This window comes from Streptomyces sp. NPDC087270, from assembly GCF_044744625.1.
Taxonomy (GTDB): Bacteria; Actinomycetota; Actinomycetes; order Streptomycetales; family Streptomycetaceae; genus Actinacidiphila.
Genome location: NZ_JBIUYR010000016.1, coordinates 1 through 18,030, shown reverse-complemented (window position 1 = coordinate 18,030; position 18,030 = coordinate 1). Strand labels below are relative to the sequence as shown.

General features: G+C 70.3%; 18 protein-coding genes. 9 read left to right on the top strand and 9 right to left on the bottom strand.

From position 1 onward, the window contains the following. Positions 1–2 precede the first annotated feature (2 nt). Genes ACIPAE_RS28040 through ACIPAE_RS28010 form a run of 7 tightly spaced genes read right to left on the bottom strand, consistent with a single transcriptional unit; the run spans position 3 to position 6,474 of the window. Entirely contained in the window at positions 3–1,196 is a 1,194-nt protein-coding gene (locus ACIPAE_RS28040; RefSeq protein ID WP_402448824.1) for a DUF3500 domain-containing protein, read from the bottom strand. A gap of 35 nt (positions 1,197–1,231) precedes the next feature. Then, on the bottom strand, positions 1,232–2,701 hold the full coding sequence (locus tag ACIPAE_RS28035; protein ID WP_402448822.1) for an NAD-dependent succinate-semialdehyde dehydrogenase: 1,470 nt from the start codon (positions 2,699–2,701) through the stop codon (positions 1,232–1,234). Next, positions 2,691–3,098: a RidA family protein gene (locus tag ACIPAE_RS28030; RefSeq protein ID WP_402448820.1), complete on the bottom strand. Its 408-nt coding sequence runs from the start codon at positions 3,096–3,098 to the stop codon at positions 2,691–2,693. The genes ACIPAE_RS28035 and ACIPAE_RS28030 overlap by 11 nt, the downstream gene beginning before the upstream one ends. 9 nt (positions 3,099–3,107) lie before the next feature. Next, complete coding sequence (locus ACIPAE_RS28025; protein WP_402448817.1) at positions 3,108–3,959, bottom strand: fumarylacetoacetate hydrolase family protein; 852 nt, start codon at positions 3,957–3,959, stop codon at positions 3,108–3,110. Then, positions 3,956–4,435, bottom strand: coding sequence for a nuclear transport factor 2 family protein (locus tag ACIPAE_RS28020; protein ID WP_402448815.1), 480 nt, complete (start codon positions 4,433–4,435; stop codon positions 3,956–3,958). Before ACIPAE_RS28020 ends, ACIPAE_RS28025 begins: the two co-directional genes overlap by 4 nt. After that, positions 4,432–5,721 carry an FAD-dependent monooxygenase gene (locus ACIPAE_RS28015; RefSeq protein ID WP_402448813.1) on the bottom strand — a complete coding sequence of 430 codons (1,290 nt, stop codon included), beginning with the start codon at positions 5,719–5,721 and terminating at the stop codon, positions 4,432–4,434. The genes ACIPAE_RS28020 and ACIPAE_RS28015 overlap by 4 nt, the downstream gene beginning before the upstream one ends. A 15-nt stretch (positions 5,722–5,736) precedes the next feature. Beyond that, the gene (locus ACIPAE_RS28010) at positions 5,737–6,474 is read right to left on the bottom strand and encodes a dienelactone hydrolase family protein (RefSeq protein ID WP_402448811.1); all 738 of its coding nucleotides are present in this window, start codon (positions 6,472–6,474) and stop codon (positions 5,737–5,739) included. Between the two features lie 270 nt (positions 6,475–6,744). Here ACIPAE_RS28010 and ACIPAE_RS28005 point away from each other — a divergent pair, with 270 nt between their 5' ends. The 5 genes from ACIPAE_RS28005 to ACIPAE_RS27985 all read left to right on the top strand — a co-directional run bounded on the left by ACIPAE_RS28005 (position 6,745) and on the right by ACIPAE_RS27985 (position 13,117). Continuing rightward, on the top strand, positions 6,745–7,779 hold the full coding sequence (locus ACIPAE_RS28005; protein WP_402448809.1) for an ABC transporter permease: 1,035 nt from the start codon (positions 6,745–6,747) through the stop codon (positions 7,777–7,779). Between the two features lie 75 nt (positions 7,780–7,854). Further along, positions 7,855–9,048, top strand: a complete 1,194-nt coding sequence (locus tag ACIPAE_RS28000) for a sugar ABC transporter substrate-binding protein (protein WP_402448808.1) — start codon at positions 7,855–7,857, stop codon at positions 9,046–9,048. Then, positions 9,045–10,646, top strand: a complete 1,602-nt coding sequence (locus ACIPAE_RS27995) for an ATP-binding cassette domain-containing protein (protein WP_402448806.1) — start codon at positions 9,045–9,047, stop codon at positions 10,644–10,646. Before ACIPAE_RS28000 ends, ACIPAE_RS27995 begins: the two co-directional genes overlap by 4 nt. Positions 10,647–10,709: 63 nt before the next feature. Next, positions 10,710–11,759 carry an amidohydrolase family protein gene (locus ACIPAE_RS27990; protein WP_402448803.1) on the top strand — a complete coding sequence of 350 codons (1,050 nt, stop codon included), beginning with the start codon at positions 10,710–10,712 and terminating at the stop codon, positions 11,757–11,759. Positions 11,760–11,788: 29 nt separating this feature from the next. After that, on the top strand, positions 11,789–13,117 hold the full coding sequence (locus tag ACIPAE_RS27985) for a DUF3500 domain-containing protein (RefSeq protein ID WP_402448801.1): 1,329 nt from the start codon (positions 11,789–11,791) through the stop codon (positions 13,115–13,117). On the opposite strand, the gene ACIPAE_RS27980 is transcribed toward ACIPAE_RS27985, so the two are convergent. Further along, the gene (locus ACIPAE_RS27980; RefSeq protein WP_402448799.1) at positions 13,118–13,783 is read right to left on the bottom strand and encodes a GntR family transcriptional regulator; all 666 of its coding nucleotides are present in this window, start codon (positions 13,781–13,783) and stop codon (positions 13,118–13,120) included. 125 nt (positions 13,784–13,908) lie between these two features. On the opposite strand from ACIPAE_RS27980, the gene ACIPAE_RS27975 reads away from it, so the two are divergent. From ACIPAE_RS27975 to ACIPAE_RS27960, 4 genes are read left to right on the top strand one after another with little or no spacing between them, the layout of a single operon-like run. Next, complete coding sequence (locus ACIPAE_RS27975; RefSeq protein ID WP_402448798.1) at positions 13,909–14,616, top strand: hypothetical protein; 708 nt, start codon at positions 13,909–13,911, stop codon at positions 14,614–14,616. Continuing rightward, positions 14,613–15,335, top strand: a complete 723-nt coding sequence (locus tag ACIPAE_RS27970; protein ID WP_402448796.1) for a GntR family transcriptional regulator — start codon at positions 14,613–14,615, stop codon at positions 15,333–15,335. Before ACIPAE_RS27975 ends, ACIPAE_RS27970 begins: the two co-directional genes overlap by 4 nt. Beyond that, positions 15,332–16,120 (top strand): 2-oxo-hept-4-ene-1,7-dioate hydratase, encoded by a 789-nt coding sequence (hpaH, locus tag ACIPAE_RS27965; protein ID WP_402448794.1) that lies wholly within the window; start codon positions 15,332–15,334, stop codon positions 16,118–16,120. The genes ACIPAE_RS27970 and hpaH overlap by 4 nt, the downstream gene beginning before the upstream one ends. Further along, the gene (locus ACIPAE_RS27960; RefSeq protein WP_402448792.1) at positions 16,105–16,902 is read left to right on the top strand and encodes an HpcH/HpaI aldolase/citrate lyase family protein; all 798 of its coding nucleotides are present in this window, start codon (positions 16,105–16,107) and stop codon (positions 16,900–16,902) included. Before hpaH ends, ACIPAE_RS27960 begins: the two co-directional genes overlap by 16 nt. Before the next feature lie 114 nt (positions 16,903–17,016). On the opposite strand, the gene ACIPAE_RS27955 is transcribed toward ACIPAE_RS27960, so the two are convergent. Further along, positions 17,017–17,184: a zinc-binding dehydrogenase gene (locus tag ACIPAE_RS27955; RefSeq protein ID WP_402448791.1), complete on the bottom strand. Its 168-nt coding sequence runs from the start codon at positions 17,182–17,184 to the stop codon at positions 17,017–17,019. Positions 17,185–18,030: the final 846 nt, after the last annotated feature.

Here is an 18,030-nt window from a genome sequence, read left to right as displayed (position 1 = left end):
CGTCAGGGCCGGTGAGGTTTCATGTACACCTCGGGTGCGTACCAGGCGTCGGTGCACAACGGTGCGTCCTCGGTCGGCCGGTGGGAGACCAGCCGGCGCCGGAGGTGTTCGCCGTGGGGACCGTGCCGCCGGTAGTGGTCGAGCAGGAGGTCGTGGCCGAGGTCCTGGTTGAGGTCCCGCCATACCGTGTGCATGTGCTGACCGGCGGCGACCGCATTGTCGGCCTCGACCAGCAGGCCCGAGGCGGAGATCCGGTAGTAGTGGGCGGTGTTCTGCGCGGTGCCGCCGGCCCAGGCGAAGTGCAGGTCGCCGGGGTCCCCGGCGAGCACCTGCTCCCGGTATTGCCGGGTGATCTCCTCCGGGCCGGTCTCGATGAAGTGGAGCAGGAGCTCGCGCGCGGCGGCCAGTTGCCGGCCGTCGAGGTCGGCGCCGCTGACACCCGAGGGAGCAGCCCGGACGAAGCGCAGCCGCTCCCGGTCGTCGTCGGTGGTGGTGTAGCCCACGATCCCGAGGTCGACCGGGTCGGGCCACTCCTCGGCCCCGACCCGTGGCACCTGCCGGGTGACGAAGTCGGCCGGTGCGACGTCATGGATCACCGCGCGTTCGCGCAGGTCGCCGACGAGCGAGTCGAGGATCTCGAACGCGCGCTGCTCCGATTCGCCGAGCGGGTCGAGCACGCCGGCGGGGATCGGCATGGCACCCATCGCGAACGGCGTCACCGTCAGATGGCGCTGGGCCACGATGGTGAAGCTGAGGGAGAGGTGGTGACCGATCACCCGCCAGCCCCACGTGTCCTCGAACGCCGGGCGGCCGAAGAACGTGAACGAGTAGTTCTCCGGGTCGCGGAACTCGCCGGCGATCACGCCGAAGCCGCGTTCGACCACCTCCAGTTCACGCAGGATGTTCTCGGTCGCCATGACCGACAGCACCTGGCTGTAGCCGCGCAGGGAGAGGCCCGACCTCAGCAGGCTGTGGGCGAGCACCCGCTGGTGGTGGTCCATCTTCTTGAGCGGCACGCCCGTGCGGTCCGGCTTCGGGATGAAGTCCCAGTCGAGGCGGCGCGGGTCGGCCATGTCGGGGATGTGCGCCTGTGCCCGCAGGTCGGGGGTGAGCGCATCGAGCAGCGCCCAGGTGGTGAAGAGCATCCGCTTGATGGTCTGCGGCGCCTCGTAGGTCACCGCGGGTCCGTCGTTCATGGTTCCTCCCTCGGTCGGGGGTGTGCGCGCAGCGGTCACACGAAGGGACTGGGGGTGAGCGTGTATTTCGTCTGGAGGTACTCGTGGATGCCCTCGTCACCGCCTTCGCGGCCGAGGCCGGACTGCTTCCAGCCGCCGAAGGGCGCGGCGGCGTTCGAGACCGCACCCACGTTGAGGCCCGTCATGCCGGTGTGCAGGCGCTCGACCATCCGCTGGCCGCGGGCGAGTGACTCGGTGAAGACGTAGGAGACCAGGCCGTATTCGGTGTCGTTGGCGAGCGCGACGGCCTCGTCTTCGTCGGAGAAGGGGGTGATCGCGACCACGGGGCCGAAGATCTCCTCGCGCAGCAGGGCGGCTCCGGCCGGCACGTCGCCGAGCACGGTGGCGGGGTAGAAAGTGCCCGGCCCGTCGGGAGCCGTACCGCCGGTGTGCAGGGTGGCGCCGCGGTCGAGCGCATCGCGGACGAGCGCATGGGTCTTGGCCACGGCGCGTTGGTCGATGAGCGGTCCGATGGCGACTCCTGGCTCCGTGCCGTTGCCCATCCGCAGACCGCGGGCGCGCTCGGTGAGGCGGCGGGTGAACTCGTCGGCGACGGAGGTGTGGACGAGGAAGCGGTTGGCGGCCGTGCACGCCTGCCCGATGTTGCGGAACTTCGCGACCATCGCGCCGTCCACGGCCCTGTCGAGGTCGGCGTCCTCGAAGACGAGGAAGGGGGCGTTGCCGCCGAGCTCCATCGAGGTGCGCAGGACGCCCTGGGCGGCCCGCGCCAGCAGGAGCTTGCCGACCGGGGTCGAGCCGGTGAAGGAGAGTTTGCGAAGGCGGGGGTCGCCGATGAGCGCCTCGGACATGGGGCCGGGGTCCGCGGTGTTGACGACGTTGACGACACCCGCGGGCATCCCGGCGTCCTCCAGCAGTGTGACGAACAGTGACGTGGTCAGCGGGGTGAGCGCGGCCGGCTTGATCACGACGGTGCACCCGGCCGCCAGCGCCGGCGCGATCTTGCGCGTCGCCATCGCGAGCGGGAAGTTCCACGGCGTGACGAGGTAGCAGGGGCCGACGGGATGCTGCGTGACGATCACGCGGCCGGTGCCCTCGGGGCTGGGCCCGTACCGGCCTTGGAGATGCGCCGCGCTCTCGCTGAACCAGCGCAGGAACTCCGCACCGTACGCCACCTCCGCACGCGCCTCGGCGAGTGGCTTGCCCATCTCGGTCGTGATCAGCAGCGCGAACTCCTCGGCGCGCTCCCGCAGAAGGTCGAAGGTGCGGCGAAGCAACTCGGCCCGCGCACGTGCCGGAGTCGCGGCCCACGCCGGGAACGCCGTGTCGGCGGCCGCCAGCGCGGCAAGGCCGTCCGCGACCGAGGCACCGGCCACGGTCTTGACCAAGGTGCCGGTGGCGGGATCGCGCACCTCGACGGGCTTTCCGCCGGAGCCCGGCTGCCACTCGCCGCCGATCAGCAAGCCGTCCGGTACTGACCCGAGCAGGGCGGACACGTCAACGCTCACGTGATGGCCTTTCGTGGCTGTCGGGCAGGACGGCGAGGAGGTCGCAGTGGACAAGTGCCGTGCCGCCGAGGGTGGCGGCGACCACCTGACGTGCCGGTCGCCGCAGCGGATCGGGGAACATCGCGAGCCATTCGCGGTTGAGCGCCTCGCGGTCATCCGGATCGGCCAGGCGCACGGTGAGCTTGAGGACGTCGTCCGCAGTGCCACCGACGGCTGCCAGCAGGGCGCGGACATGCTGGAACACGTTCGCGCACTGCCGGGCCAGGTCCTCCGGCATCTCGTGCGTCGCCGGGTCGCGCCCGGTCAGGGCACCGGAGGCGACGAACGGACCGATTCGGCCGGCGGCCGGGACCGGGTTGGCGTGCCCGAAACCGGGAAGGTAGATGCTCTCGGTCATGGTCGCGCCTCAGCCCTCGGCGATGACGCGGTTTTCGAGCGCGCCGAGCCCGTCGATCTCGGCGCGGATCACGTCACCGGGCTTCAGGAAGCGCCCGGTGGGGGCGCCGATGCCGGCGGGGGTGCCGGTGGCGAGGATGTCGCCGGGCATCAGGGTGAAGACCTGGGTGAGGTAGGCGATTTGCTCGTAGACGTCGTAGATCATGTCGCTGGTCGGGAAGTCCTGGCGGACCTCCCCGTTGACCGTGAGTCGCATCGTCAGCGCGAGCGGGTCCTCGATCTCGTCGTCCGTGGTCAGCCAGGGGCCGATCGGGCCGTGCGTGTCGAAGGACTTGCCGAGGGTGAACGTGGGGGAGCGCGCGGCCAGCCAGTCGCGTACCGAGACGTCGTTGGCCACCAGGTAGCCTGCGATCACCGAGCGGGCGTCCTCGACGGGCACGTTCCTGCAGCGCCGGCCGATGACGACGCCGAGTTCGACCTCGTAGTCGAGCTGGTCGGAGATGCTCGGCTTCACGATGTTGTCGTACGGGCCGACGATGCACGAGACCTGCTTGTTGAACCACATCTGGCTGGTCGGGACCGGAATCCCGGCCTGCGCCGCCTCCTCGGCGTGCTCCCGGTAGTTCATGCCGATGCCGAGGAACTTCTGCGGGTTGTCGATCGGCGCTTCCAGGACCACGTCGGCGAGGGGGTGCCGGACGCCGTCCGCCGCGAGGATCTGGTCGCGCAGCGAGGGCAGGAGCGGAAGGAGCGCCCGCAGCGAGGTGCCGCCGACGACCTCGGATATGTCGGTGACGGTCTCGTTGTCGACGCGCCCGAGCCGGGTGGGCCCGTGGGCGGTGTGGTATCGGGCGATCCTCACCGGTCGTCCTCCTGCTCGCGTGCGGCGAGGCTCGCGGCCTCGGCCTCAGTGGGATTCCAGACGTGCTCGCCGTCCGGGGTCATCTGGAAGCTGACGAAGCGCCACTTGCCGTCCTCACAACGCCGCAGCACCTGGATGACCTGGCCCGCGACGGTGCGCTCGGAGCCGTCCGGGCTGCCCAGCCGGTTGGTCAGGCGGCCGGTGACGAGTGCGACGTCGCCGATCAGGCGGATGGTGAGGTGGCCGCGGGCCGCGCCCCGGTAGGGCGCCCGGCTCGCCACGTGCTCCAGCAGCTGCGCCTTGGTGTGGGTCAGGCCCGGGGCATGCGTGTGGATCAGCGAGTCGTCGTGGAGGTCGTCGAGCACTGCCAGGTCGATGTCGAGCAGCGCCTGCCGGCGGCGCTCCTCCACTTCGAGGATCTCCGCGCGGGTCGCCTCGTCGGCCGGTACGACCGGGCTGCCGGTGTGACGGCTCATCGGACCGCGGCGCCGTGGGCGGCGTTCCCGGTGCGGAAGCCGGTCGGCTCGCCGGCCTCGTGGCCGGTGCGCGGCTGACCGACCCGGGCGTGGTACTCGCTGAAGATGGCGTCCGCCTCGGCGAGCGGAAGGACCTCCTCGATGTCGGTGAACCGTTCGCCGCCGGTGCGGTCCTCGACCATCCGCCGGATGACCTCGTAGCCCTCGCCGCGGTGCGCCATGACGATGCCGTTGACGGCGGCGAGCCGCTCGGCCTGGAACGCCTGGAGCGCGGCCGGCACGTCCTGCGCCCCGGCCAGGTGGCGGGCGAGTGAGCTGCCGTCGACGATGGCCTGGCAGGCGCCGTTTCCACCGCGGGGGTACATCGCGTGCGCGGCGTCGCCGATGAGGACGACGCGGCCGTCGATCCAGTTGTCCAGCGGCTCGTGCCGGATGAGCGGGAAGAGGTAGACCTCGCGGGCGTTGCGCATCATCTCCTGCACGTCGAGCAGTGGCACGTCGCACTCGTCGTAGTAGTGGATGACCTCGTCGATCGTCCCGGTCTGGTTCCAGTCCTCGACCGACTCGCCGCGGGTTGCCTCCACGACCCAGTTGACCAGCGTCTTGCCGGTGCCCTCGAAGTCGTTGGCGATGGGGTAGACGATCATGCTGGAGGTCTGCGGCGCGCCGATGTGCAGGATCGTGCTGCCGTCGGCGAAGGGCTCCATGAGGGTGGTGCCGCGCCACATGGTGATGCCGGAGTACACCGGCTCGGAGTGGTCCGGGTGCATCTGCTGTCGGATGGCGGACTTGATGCCGTCGGCCGCGATGACGAGATCGGCGGTGACCTGGGAGCTGTTGCCGGCGGTGTCCTGGAGGTCGAGGGTGACCTTGCCGTCGTGGTTGGTGTAGCGGACGCAGCGCATCCCCTGGACGACGGCGTCCTCCCCGAGGCGCTCCAGGACGGTCTTGTGGAACAGCATCTGCAGGAAGCCGCGGTGGACGAACCGCTGCTCGTGCAGATAGCCCATGTGGACGCCGCACAGCTCGGCGTAGATCTCCTGGCCGTACTTGTTGTAGAAGACCGAGGTCCTGGCGTCCACGGACATGGCCCGGAATTCGTCGAGCAGCCCGAGCTCCTCGATCTCCTTGGTGCCGTACACCTTGACGTCGATCCCCACGCCGAGCGGCTTGAGCTCGGGCACGGTCTCGTAGATGCGCGGGCGGAAGCCCTGCTGGTGGAGGCGCAGGGCCGCGGCGAGGCCGGCGGGTCCCGCACCGATGATGGCGATGTCGAGCTCGGGCATGAGGGGTCCTTCGTGTCAGGCGGTGGGCTGGAGGACGGGGATCTCGCCGAGGAACCGCAGGGTCTCGGTCCAGGAGCGGGCGGCACTGCGTGCGTGGTAGGCGAAGACGTCGGAGGCGGCGGAGTGCCGGCCCTTCAAGCTGGTGAAGGCATGCGTGGTGCCGCTGTAGAGCTGGAGTTCCCAGTCGATGCCGGCGCCGGACAGCTCGGCCTGGAGGGCGCCGCGCTGCTCCGCGGTCGCCATCGGGTCGTCGGCCCCGACGCAGAGCAGGACGGGAGCAGAGGCCGCCGCTTCCCAGTCGGCGTCGAGGAGGTCGAGCCCGGGGTGTACGGCGACGACGCCGGCGACGTCGGCTCCGGTGCGCAGGTGTTCGAGCGCGGAGGAGCCGCCGAAGCAGTAGCCGAGGACGGCGAGGGGCCGGCCGGCGAGCTCGGGCTGTGCCGCGGCCGCGGTCTGCGCGGCCGTCAGCCGGCCGAGCCAGCGGGGCCGGTCTGCGACCATCGCGCCGATCAGCGGACCGATCTCCGCGTCGGACCGGGGGAGCGTCCGCTCGCCCCAGAGGTCGGCCACGAAGACCGGGTGGCCGTGCCGGGCGAGCCGGCGCGCGATGCCGACCATGTCATCGCTGACGCCGAACGCGTCGTGGACCAGCAGGACGGCCGCGGCGCGTGGTGAGCGGGGCGTGCAGACCAGACCGACCATGCGACAGCCGTCGTGCGCGTAGCCGACATCGCGGGTGACGAGGTCGCTCATACAGGTCCTTCCTCGAGGGCTCGTGGCGGGCGTCGCAGATCATATGGGGGATCGTGTACGATCTCAACCTCGATTTGACAATCTGCCTTTTGGGACTTGTGTCACAGCGACTTTCGTATACTCTTTCGTACACGATCTGCCGCGTGACCGCCGTCACAGCCCTTGCGGGCCGGGTGAACGCGTCGGCCGGAGCCCTCTCCGCCAGACCCCGGACGGCTGTCCGGGAGATCGGGAGTGACACGCAGAGCAAGACGGGAGCACCCAGTTCGCATGTCCGATACTTCGTCCATCTCAGAGGCTCAGGCGGCCGTCCGGCCCACCGAGCCCGAGCTCTCCGCGGCGGTCCCCGCCCGCAGTTCCTACGGCTGGTTCGCCGCCCGGTTCGCGGTGGTCGGCGTCTGGGCGCTGCTCATCGTGCTCTTCTGCGCGCTGCGGCCCGACACCTTCATGACCGTCGGTACGTTCAAGACGATCCTCGGCGGTTCCAACCAGACGACGCTGGTGTTTCTCACCGCAGCTCTGCTGTGCACGATCCTGGTCGGCGAGTTCGTGGACATGTCGATCGCGTCCAACTTCGGCCTCTCCGCCACGCTGGTCACCGTCCTCACCGTCAACCACGGGTGGAACGTGTGGGCGGCCGCTCTGGCCGGCCTGGTGGTCTCCACCGCCGTGGGCGCGGTCAACGGGTGGCTGGTGGTCAAGGTCAACGTGAACACCATCGTCGTCACGCTGGGCATGGGCACGCTGCTGCTGGGCATCGCGCTCTGGCTGTCCGACCTGATGCCGGTCAGCGGCCTGCCGGCGTCCTTCCAGAAGATCGCGACGCAACAGTTCCTCGGCCTGCCGGTCGCCTTCTTCTACGGCCTGCTGCTGGTGATCGTCTTCGCCTACCTGCTCCATGCGACCCCGCTGGGCCGCAACATGCGCTTCGTCGGGGAGAACCGCGAGGTCAGCCGGCTCGCCGGAGTCCGGGTCACCCGGATCCGCTGGAGTGCCTTCACCGTCGGCGGATTCATCGCCGGACTCGGCGGCGTGCTCGCCGTTGCCCAGACCGGCGGCTTCGACCCCAACTCCTCGCAGGCCTACCTGCTCCCGATCTTCGCGGCAACGTTCCTGGGCACCGCCGTCCTCCAGCCTGGCCGCTTCAACCCGCTCGGCACCCTGGTCGCCGTCTTCTTCCTGGCGACCGGCGTGCTCGGACTCCAGCTCCTCGGCGCGACGAGCTGGGTCTCCAACGTCTTCTACGGCGGCGTCCTGGTGGTCGCGGTGACCATCTCGACCGTCCTCCACCAGCGCTCACGGTGAGCTGACCCGCCACCTCGCATCTCCGCGCCACACCACCCTGACCGGCCACCCCGAAACCACGGAAAGAGTCCCGCCATGACCACCTCCCGTCTTCGCCGTATGGGACGTGTGCGCCGCTGGTCGACCGCCGGAGCCGTCGCGATGTTCGCGGCTTCGCTGGCCGCCTGCGGCAGCAACTCCGACAACACCTCGGGCTCCCAGGGCGCCGACAGCTCCGCCGCCACGGGCACGGGCTCCGACACGTCGGCGCTGGCCGGCGAGGTGGCCGCGCTCGACAAGCCGCTGGACGCCTACCCGGTCCCGACCGACCGGATCGCGAACGTGTCCTCGCTGGCCCGCAAGACGATCTACTACATCCCGATCACCTTGCAGGCGCCGCAGTTCGCGGCCACGCAGAAGGAGATCACCGCCGCGGCGAGCGCCGCCGGACTCAAGGTCCAGGTCTGCGACGGCAAGGGCACACCGACCGACGTCAACGCCTGTATCGCCCAGGCGACCTCCGCCAAGGCCGGAGCGATCGTCACCGACGCCATCCCGTACGGTCTGGCCGCCAGTTCGCTGGGGGCGGCGCAGAAGGCGAAGATCCCCGTCGTCATCAACAACCAGGTCGTCGACAGCGGGCACCCTCAGTCCGCGACGCTGGCGTACGTCGGTGAGAACGCCGGCCCCGACCAGCAGGTCGCGCTGGCCAAATGGACCATCCTCGACTCCAAGGGCAAGGCGGACGTCCTGATCAACCAGAACACCGACGGTCCGTCCCCGGCGGTCTTCGTGTCCGCGGGCAAGAAGACGTTCTCCGGCGACTGCGCGAACTGCAAGGTCACCGTCAACGAGGTCTCCTCGGCCAACTTCTCGCTGGTCCCGTCCTCGACCAGCGCGGCCCTGCTCAAGGACCCGAACGTCACCTACGTGCAGAGCCAGTTCGAGCAGTTCCTCCAGCCCACCCAGGCCGGCATCCAGTCCGCCTCCAAGACCGGCGTCAAGGTCATCACCGGCGCGGCCGAGCTGAGCAGCCTCAAGGCGCTCCGGAGCGGGCAGATCGCGGCGGCCTCCGGGCAGGCCACCAGCTACCAGGCCTGGACCGACATCGACGCCGTGCTGCGGATGATGCTCGGCTCGCAGGCCCCCGACTACAAGATTCCGGTCCGGCTGTTCACCAAGGACTCCGTCGCCGGTCTGAAGGTGACCGACGCCGCGCTCGCCTCGGGCGAGTGGTTCGGCCCGACCACCTTCACGGACGACTTCAAGAAGCTGTGGGGCGTCGCATGACCGAACCCGTCCACCCGGAGGAGCGGGAGAAGGCAGCCGTGCCGGCGGTGCCCCGGCTGTCGGTCGGCTCGCTGTCGATCACGTTCGGCTCCGCCCGCGTCCTGCGCGACGTCGCGCTGGACGTCGCCCCCGGCGAGATCCACGCGCTGATCGGGCAGAACGGCTGCGGCAAGTCCACGCTGGCCAAGATCCTCACCGGGGTCTACAACCCGGATCACGGCAGCCGGGTGAGCGTCGACGGGGCCGACGTCCAGCTGCCGATCCGGCCCGACGAGGCCCGGGCCCGCGGCGTCGCGGTCGTCCACCAGAGCCTCGGCCTGGTCAGGGACGCCACGGTGCTGGAGAACACCCGCCTCGGCCGCCTCACCGCGTCCCGGTTCCTGCGCCGGATCGACTGGCAGCGCGAACGGGAGGCGACCCGGGCCGTCTTCCGGCGGATGGGCCGCGACATCCCGCTCGACGCCCGCGTGGCGGACCTGCGCGAGGACGAGCGTGCGGTGGTCGCGATCGCACGGGCCCTCCAGGACCTGCCCGACGACGGCGGGCTGATCATCCTCGACGAGTCGACCCGCGCTCTCGGACGCGAGGCGCTGGAGCACTTCTTCGAGCTGCTCGACGGCATCGTCGCCAACGGCACGTCGGTCCTCCTCATCACCCATCGCCTCGAGGAGGTCATCGACGCCGCCGACCGCGTCACGGTGATGCGCGACGGCCAGGTCGTCGTGGCCGGCCGTCCGGTCGAGGGGATGGACAAGACGGCGCTCGCCTCGCTCATGCTCGGCCGTCAGGCCGACGACCTGGAGCACCGCAGCGCCGCCGTGGCGATCGACGGCCCGCCGGTCGTCGTGGCCGGTCTCACCGGCCTCCGGGTGCACGATGTCGGGTTCGGCATCAAGCCGGGCGAGGTGCTCGGCCTGACGGGACTCGGCGGCTCCGGCTACGACGACGTGCCGTACCTGCTGTCGGGCGCGACCCGGGCCGAAGCCGGCACGGTCACCCTCCCGAGCGGTACAGCGAAGGTGCGCCGGCTCAGCCCGACCAGGGCCGTCGCGGCCGGCGTCGCGCTCGTACCCGAGGGCCGCGAGGACGCCGGTCTGGCGATGGAGATGACCGTCACCGAGAACCTGGCCTTCCCGCAGACCTGCACCGGCAAGCGCCTGCTGGCGCCCGTCGACACCGCTTTCGAGCGGCAGCTCGCCCGGGACTGGATCGAGCGGCTCGACGTCCGGCCGAGGCTGTCGCAGACCCTGCTCAAGAACATGAGCGGCGGCAACCAGCAGAAGGTGCTGCTGGCCAAGTGGCTGGCGACCGACCCGGCCCTGCTGGTCTTGCACGAGCCGACGCAGGCGGTCGACGTGGGTGCCAGGCACATCATCGTCTCGGCCGTCCGCGAGGCCGCGCGCCAGGGCCGTTCCGTCCTCGTCGCCGGCTCGGACGAGAACGAGCTCGCGCTGCTCTGCGACCGCGTCCTGGTTTTCGCCGACGGTGCGGTGCGCGAGGAGATCACCGGCGACATCACCCCCGAACGGATCGTCGGCTCCCTCTACACCAGCGGTCCTCGGGCCCGGCTCCGGCAGCGCGCCGGGGCCGGCGGGTGACCATCAGGCAGGAGACCGGGCGGGCGGCCGGCGTACGCAACCACCAGCGAGAAGAGAGACACGATGACTGTCATCGACATCAACATCCACCACCTCCCCGAAGACCTGTTCACCAACGAGAAGATCCTGGGCGGCTTCCTGAACAGCGCGCCGCGCGGTTTCGGCGAGATCGCCCGGGTCGGCACGGCCGACGACGGCAAGAAGCAGCTGATCCTGGAGAAGCCGGCCGGCTACCAGAACCTCAACTACGTCGACGGCGACTACTCCGCCGAGGCGAAGCTCGCCGCGATGGACGACGCCGGCGTCGACTACGGCGTCATGCGCGTGCCCGTCTGGCAGGAGTGGCTCGACCTGGAGACCTGCAAGGCGGTCAACGACAACGCGGCCGACATCGTCAAGCGGTCCGGCGGCCGGCTCTTCTCCACCGCGTGCGTCCCGCCGTGGGGCGGCAAGGAGAACATCCGCGAGCTGCGGCGCTGTATCGACGAGCTCGGCGCCGTCGGTGTCCAGGTCGCGTGCCACTACGGGCAGCTCTACCTCGACGACGAGGTGTTCAAGCCCTACCTCAGCGTGCTCAACGACCTCGGCGTACCGGTGATCGTCCACCACACCCCGCTGCCGGTCGAATGGCGCTCGGTCATCGACTACACCAACCTGCGCCGCGAGTACGGCCGCATCGTGGACCAGGCCACCGCGGTGGGCCGCGAGCTGTTCAGCGGGATGTTCGACGAATTCCCCAACCTCCGCTTCGTCCACACCATGTTCGGCGGCAACTGGTTCGCGAACACCGAACTGCTCACCCCGCACGCGTCGAACAAGAAGGAGTCGCTCACCCGGCTCGACCCGACGGGCGGCGAGAAGATCAAGAGCTACCTGGAGAACAACATCTTCTTCGACATGACGCACCCGCACTCGTGGGGCAAGCACCAGGTCGAGGCCGCGCTCAAGATCAACGGCGCGGACCACTACATGTTCGGCTCCTCCTTCCCGGTCTTCCGCAGCTGGATGGGCCAGGGCGTCGAGTTCGTGAAGAACGCTCTCGACATCACCGCCGAGGAGCGCGACCTGGTCTTCGCGGGCAACGCCAAGCGCCTCTTCAACCTGCCGATCTGAGAAACCTGCCGACCGGAGAGCGACGCACCGTGGCCACACCAGCCGACCACCAGCCCGACGACGACATCGACGGCTTCTTCTCCACCGCCCGGGTCTCCCGGCGGGAGGAGGCCGTCGAACTCGGCGACGAGACGTACCGGTCCTTCCTCCTCGACCTCGATGATCCCCGGCTCGCCGATGTCCGGGGCATGACCTATGAGGAGTTCGCCCGGAACCGCTACCAGGCCCCCTTCCTGCGCGACCTGCTGGCCTACTGGGACGGTCTCTACCGCGAGCCGTACGTGGGCATTACCACCGACGGCACACCGGTCGACGGCCTCTACCGTCTCCAGGACGGACCCGGAGCCGGCGAAGCCGCCGCCCGGGCCGCGCACCGGGTGCTGGACACGCTCACCTCCGGCGAGCGCGACGCGGTCCGCCACGCCGTCGACGACCCGCACTGGCGGGCGTGGTCCAACCCGGAGTTCGTGGTCTACCGGGTCGGGCTGCGGCTGGAGGTGGCGTCCGAGGCCACGGTCGCGGCGGTGCGGGAGCTGATGGCTGCCTCGCTCAGCCCGGAGGGCTGCGCCCGGGTCACCGAGGCGATGGCGCTCAACGGCTACCTCGGTGAGCTGGTCGACCTTCCGACGGTGATGAACGACCGGTCCTACTGGTTCGCGCTCTACGGCGACCCCGACCCGGTCCGGCCCTGGGGCTGGCAGCTGTTCGGCCACCACGTGGCGGTCAACTTCGTCTCCGTGGGCGGGCGGCACGTCATCGCGCCGGTCTTCCTGGGGGCCGAGCCCGCGCTCACCGACGACGCCGGCATCGCCCGGACTCCGCTCTTCGAGACGCGCGAGCGGCTGGCCCTGGAGCTGGCCGGGTCGTTGTCGGATGACGAGCGGACGAAGGCGGTCGTCTACGCCTCGGTGCTGGACCCGGCCATGCCGGAGGGGCGTGTCCACCCCGCCGACGAGCGGCACGTGGCGGGCGCCTTCCGCGACAACCGGGTGATCCCGTACGAGGGCATTCGCGCCGGGGAGCTGGACGGGCACCAGCGCGGCCTGCTGCGGCGGATCGTCGAGGACGCCCTCCTGCTGCTGACCGACGCCCAGCGCGCGCTCGCGCTGGCCGAGTACGACGACCACCTCGGCGACACGTGGTTCTCCTGGTACGGCGCGACCGACGGCTCCCAGCCGTTCTACTTTCGCGTCCACAGCCCGGTGGTCCTCACCGAGTTCGACGACCACGCCGGTGTGTGGCTGGGCAACAGGCTGCCGGCCCGTTTCCACGTGCACACCACCCTGCGCCACCCCCATGGCAACGACTACGGCAAGGCGCTCATCGCCCAGTGGCGCCAGCGAGCGGCGGGGGAGTGATCAGCGATGGGACCGGCTCTGGAGCTCGGCGTCATGCCGGGTGACCGCCTCGACGGTGTTGAGTTCGTGCTGCTTCGCGGCGGCCTCGATGGCGTCCGGGGAGGCACCGGCCTCGATCAGCTCGACGATGCCGTCGTGCTCGGCCAGGGCGGCATGCGCCCGACCAGGGGCGTACCAGAAGGCGGACTTGCGGATCAGCTCCAGGCGGGCCCACTCGTTCTTGACCATGTCGAGCAGACGCCCGTCCTCGGCACGCGAGGCGAGCAGTTCGTGGAACTCCCGGTTGAGGCGACCGAAGCTGGCGGGGTCGAAGTCGGCCAGTGCCTCACCCATCCGGCGGTTGAGGGTCCGCGCCCGCTCCAGGTCCGCCTGGGTCAGATGCGGAGCCGAGAGGGCGGTCGCGTATCCGCCGAGGCGGGCGACCAGGCAGAGGCCGCGCTGCCACGCGTCGGTATCGAACGTCCGCACCAGGGCTCCGACGTTGGGGATGATCTCCACCCAGCCCTCGGCCTCAAGACGGCGCAGGGATTCGCGCCACGGAACCGAGCTGATCCTGTGCTCGCGCACGAGCTGGTCGATGACGAGGCGGTGGCCCGGCCCGTAAGTGCCGTCCATGATCCGCTCCTTGAGGATCTGGAATGCCTGCTCGGCCTTGCTGGGCACCACGACTATCTCCTCCGGGCGATGACCGGCTGCACACCGGCTGCTGCCGCATCCTATGGCAGCGGCCGCCCGGATTCAGGTTCGTATCACCCATGCGATTTCGTATATGACCGCGGAGGGAACAGGCAATGACCGCAGCCCCACTTGCGCCGGAGCTGAGAGAGAAGCTCCGCCGAGCGCCGGTGGCCGCCCTGTCGGCCCAGCTGCGCAGGCACGGCCTCGACAACGTGACGATCGACGGCGTCCGGCCGCTCCTGCCGGACCGCAAGGTCGTCGGCATCGCCAGGACGCTGCGTTTCCTGCCGAACCGCGAGGACCTCTTCCACAGCCACGGCCGTGGCTACAACGCGCAGAAGCGCGCCTTCGACACGGTCGGCGAGGGAGAGGTCCTGGTCATCGAAGCCCGTGGCGAGCCCGGGTCCGGCACCCTGGGCGACATCCTCGCGCTGCGTGCCCACGCCCGCGGCGCTGCGGCGATAGTCACCGACGGCGGCGTGCGCGACATCGAGGCGGTCACCGCGGTCGGCATCCCGGTCTACGCGGTCGGCGCGCACCCCGCGGTGCTCGGGCGCCGGCACATCCCCTGGGACGCCGATCTCGCCATCGCGTGCGGCGGAGCCACCGTCGTGCCCGGCGACATCGTCGTCGGAGACGCCGACGGCGTGATCGTCATACCGCCGGCCCTGGCCCAGGAGGTGGCGGACACGGCCCTGGCCCAGGAGGACGCGGACGCCTGGATCGCCGAGCAGGTCCGGGCGGGTCATCCGGTGGACGGGCTCTTCCCCATGAACGCCACCTGGCGGGAAAGGTACGACGCGGAGCGGGCGCGGCCATGAGTGCGGCCCACCGCAGCGCCGGCATCAGCAAATCCCGGCGTGCCTACGACTGGATCCGCCAGCGGATCACCACCGGCGCGTTCACGCCGGGCTACCGGCTGGTGCTGACCGCGCTCGCCGCGGACCTGGAAATGAGCGTCGTGCCCGTGCGCGAGGCGATCCGTGAGCTCAGCGCCGAGGGACTGGTGACCTTCGAGCGCAACGTGGGCGCTCGCGTGGCCATGGTCGACGATTCCTCCTACCGCCACGCGATGCAGGTGATCACCGTCGTGGAGAGCGCCGCGACCGCGCTCTCGGCCGGCCACCTGGCCGCCTCGGACCTGGAACGGGCCCGTGAGCTCAACGAGGTGATGCGCAGCGGGCTCGCCCACCTCGACTCGCGCCTGTTCGGCTCGCTCAACCAGGAGTTCCACCACACCCTCTACGCGAAGTGCCCCAACCCGCGGCTGCTCGAGGTGGTCGAGGCGGAGTGGGCCCGGCTCGGTCACCTCCGCGACTCCATCTTCAGCTTCGTCCCCGGCCGCGCTCCCGCATCGGTGTGCGAGCACGACGTCCTCCTCGACCTGATCGAGCAGGGCGCGCCGCCGGAGAAGATCGAGCACGCCGTCCGGGGGCACCGGCACGGCTCGCTGGAGGCATTCCTGACCAACCGCCACCCCGAGTCGGCCGCCACCCACGCAGCCACCGCCCACGCAGCCACCGCCCACGAAGGAGCATGATGCTGTCGCCAGAGACCGTCGCGGAGCTGGCCGCCGAGCTCGCCACCGCTCATCGCGAGCGTTCGGTGATCCCGCGGATCACCGCGCGGTATCCCGAAGCCACCGTCGAGGACTCCTATGCGATCCAGGGGGTGTGGCGGGAGCAGAGCATCGCCGCCGGCCGGCGCCTCGTCGGCCGGAAGATCGGATTGACGTCCAAGGCGATGCAGGCGGCGACCGGGATCACCGAGCCCGACTACGGCGTGATGTTCGACGACACGGTGTGGGAGAACGGCACTGCACTGCCCTTCGACGACTTCTCGAACGTGCGCATCGAGGTCGAGCTCGCCTTCCTGCTCAAGGCACCGCTGTCGGGGCCGCACTGCACGATCTTCGACGTCCTGCGCGCTACTGAGTACGTCGTTCCCGCGCTGGAGGTGCTCAACTCCCACATCGAACTGGAGGGGCGCACCATCGTCGACACGATCGCCGACAACGCCGCGTACGGCGGTCTCGTGCTCGGCGGGAACCCGACCGCGCCCGACGCCGTCGATCTGCGGTGGATCTCGGCCCTGCTCTACCGCAACGAGACCATCGAGGAGACCGGCGTGGCAGCCGGTGTGCTCAACCACCCGGCCGCGGGCGTCGCCTGGCTGGCCGACAAGCTCCGCCAGCACGACACCCGGCTGGAGGCCGGGGAGCTGATCCTCGTAGGGTCCTTCACCCGGCCGGTGTGGATCTCGCGCGGCGACAGCGTGCTGTGCGACTACGGACCGATGGGGACGATCTCATGCCGCTTCGAATGACGCCGTACCCGACCCTGCGCGACGCGCTCGCTGCGGCCGACCTGCCACTGGCCGGCATGTGGGTGTGCAGCGGCAGCCCCCTGGTCGCCGAGATCTGCGCCGGCAGCGGGCTGGACTGGCTCCTGGTCGACATGGAGCATGCCCCGAACGGGCTGGAGTCGGTGCTCGCCCAGCTCCAGGCGGTGGCGCCGTACGACGCCGTGCCGCTCGTGCGGATGCCCGGCCATCTGCCGGTGATGATCAAGCAGGTGCTCGATCTCGGCGCCCGGAACATCCTGATGCCGATGATCGACACGGCCGAACAGGCCGAGGCAGCGGTGCGGGCCGTCCGCTACCCCCCGCGGGGCGTCCGTGGGGTGGGGTCGGCGCTGGCGCGCTCGGCCCGGTGGAACCGCGTCGACGACTATCTGGTCAACGCCGACCGGTACGTGTCGCTCTTCGTGCAGATCGAGTCGGTGGCAGGTGTGGAGAACGCGGCGGCGATCGCCGCCGTCGACGGCGTCGACGGGGTGTTCGTCGGGCCCTCGGACCTGGCCGCGTCGATGGGTCTCCTCGGCCGGCAGACCCACCCCGATGTCGTCGCCGCTGTACGGCGGACCTTCGCCGACGTCATGGCTGCAGGCAAGCCGGTCGGTGTCAACGCGTTCGATCCGGCAACTGCCGACGCCTACAGGGCCGCGGGCGCGTCGTTCGTGCTCGTCGGCGCCGACGTGGCCATGCTCGCGCGGGGCTCGGAGGCGTTGGCGAAGCGCTTCGTGTCGGCCGGGGAGGGGCACGTGTAGGTCAGCTGCTCCGTCAGCGACAAGCGCGTGCGCCCGGGTAAACGGACGAGCCGCCGTCGTGCCGGCGAGTCGGCAGTGGTGTCACCGCAACGGTGAGGCGGGCGGGCAGCGGGATCAGGCCGTGGTGCGGAGGACGGGCTTGCCGCGGGTGCGGCCGGGCTCACCACGGATGTGGGCGGGGGCGGTCTGATCCAGTGGGAAGACCTCTTCGATTTCGACCGCGACCTCTCCCGCGTCGATGAGCGCGGCGATGCGCGCGAGCGCCGGGCCGTCCGGCTCCACGAGGAACGGAGTGACCCGGATCTCGCACGCCGCTGCCGCGTCGGCCAGTTCGGAGGAGACGCCGGCGGGATGGCGACGAGAAGGCCGCCGGGGCGCAGCACCTCCAGCGAGCGCAGGCTGGTCTTGTCGTGGACATCGAGGACAACATCGAGGTGGCAGGAGCCCGATACCGAGCGGGCCGCGGGGGCGGATGCCCCGGCGGGTGAGGGCATCCTGCGGAGCGTTGCGGGCCCACTGGCCGATGGCCGGTGGGAGAGACCGCTGCCACCGCTGAAGATCTGCTCTCCGACGCCCGCGAACTCGGCGTCACCCCAGGCGAGCACACGCATGTTCAAGGACTGGGTCGAGCACGGACTGCTCGCGCCGCCGGCGTTTCGCACGTCCACGCCGGTCCGAGCGTGTGCGGCTGGCGGGAGGGAAGCCGCTGAGTCTCCATGCAGTGGTTGAGGGTGACTACCTTCTCGGCCGACATGCGGAAATCTATGTCGGCCGGAGTAGACATTGGGCGGCAGTGTGGCTATGGTTTCTCATGTAGCCGAGATCGAGCAAGGCCCGGCAGAGACGAACTGCCGGGCAGTAGTACCCGCAGTCGCAGGACGGTGCGGTGGTGGAGATCCGAAGCCGGATTGCCAGATGGCGACGGGGCTGACGACCGGACCGGGTGGCCCGCAGCGATCAGGGGCCGCCGTGAGAAGTACCGCAGTTCGCATCACCAGCAGTACGCAGTACCCGCTTGGTAAGTGATCGATCCCAGAGGGAAGAACGGAGGGGCCAGGCGCCATCAGGATCGCCCGGGCGGAAATTGAGGGCCCGGGTACCGCAGGACATCGATAGTGAGGTGGTCTC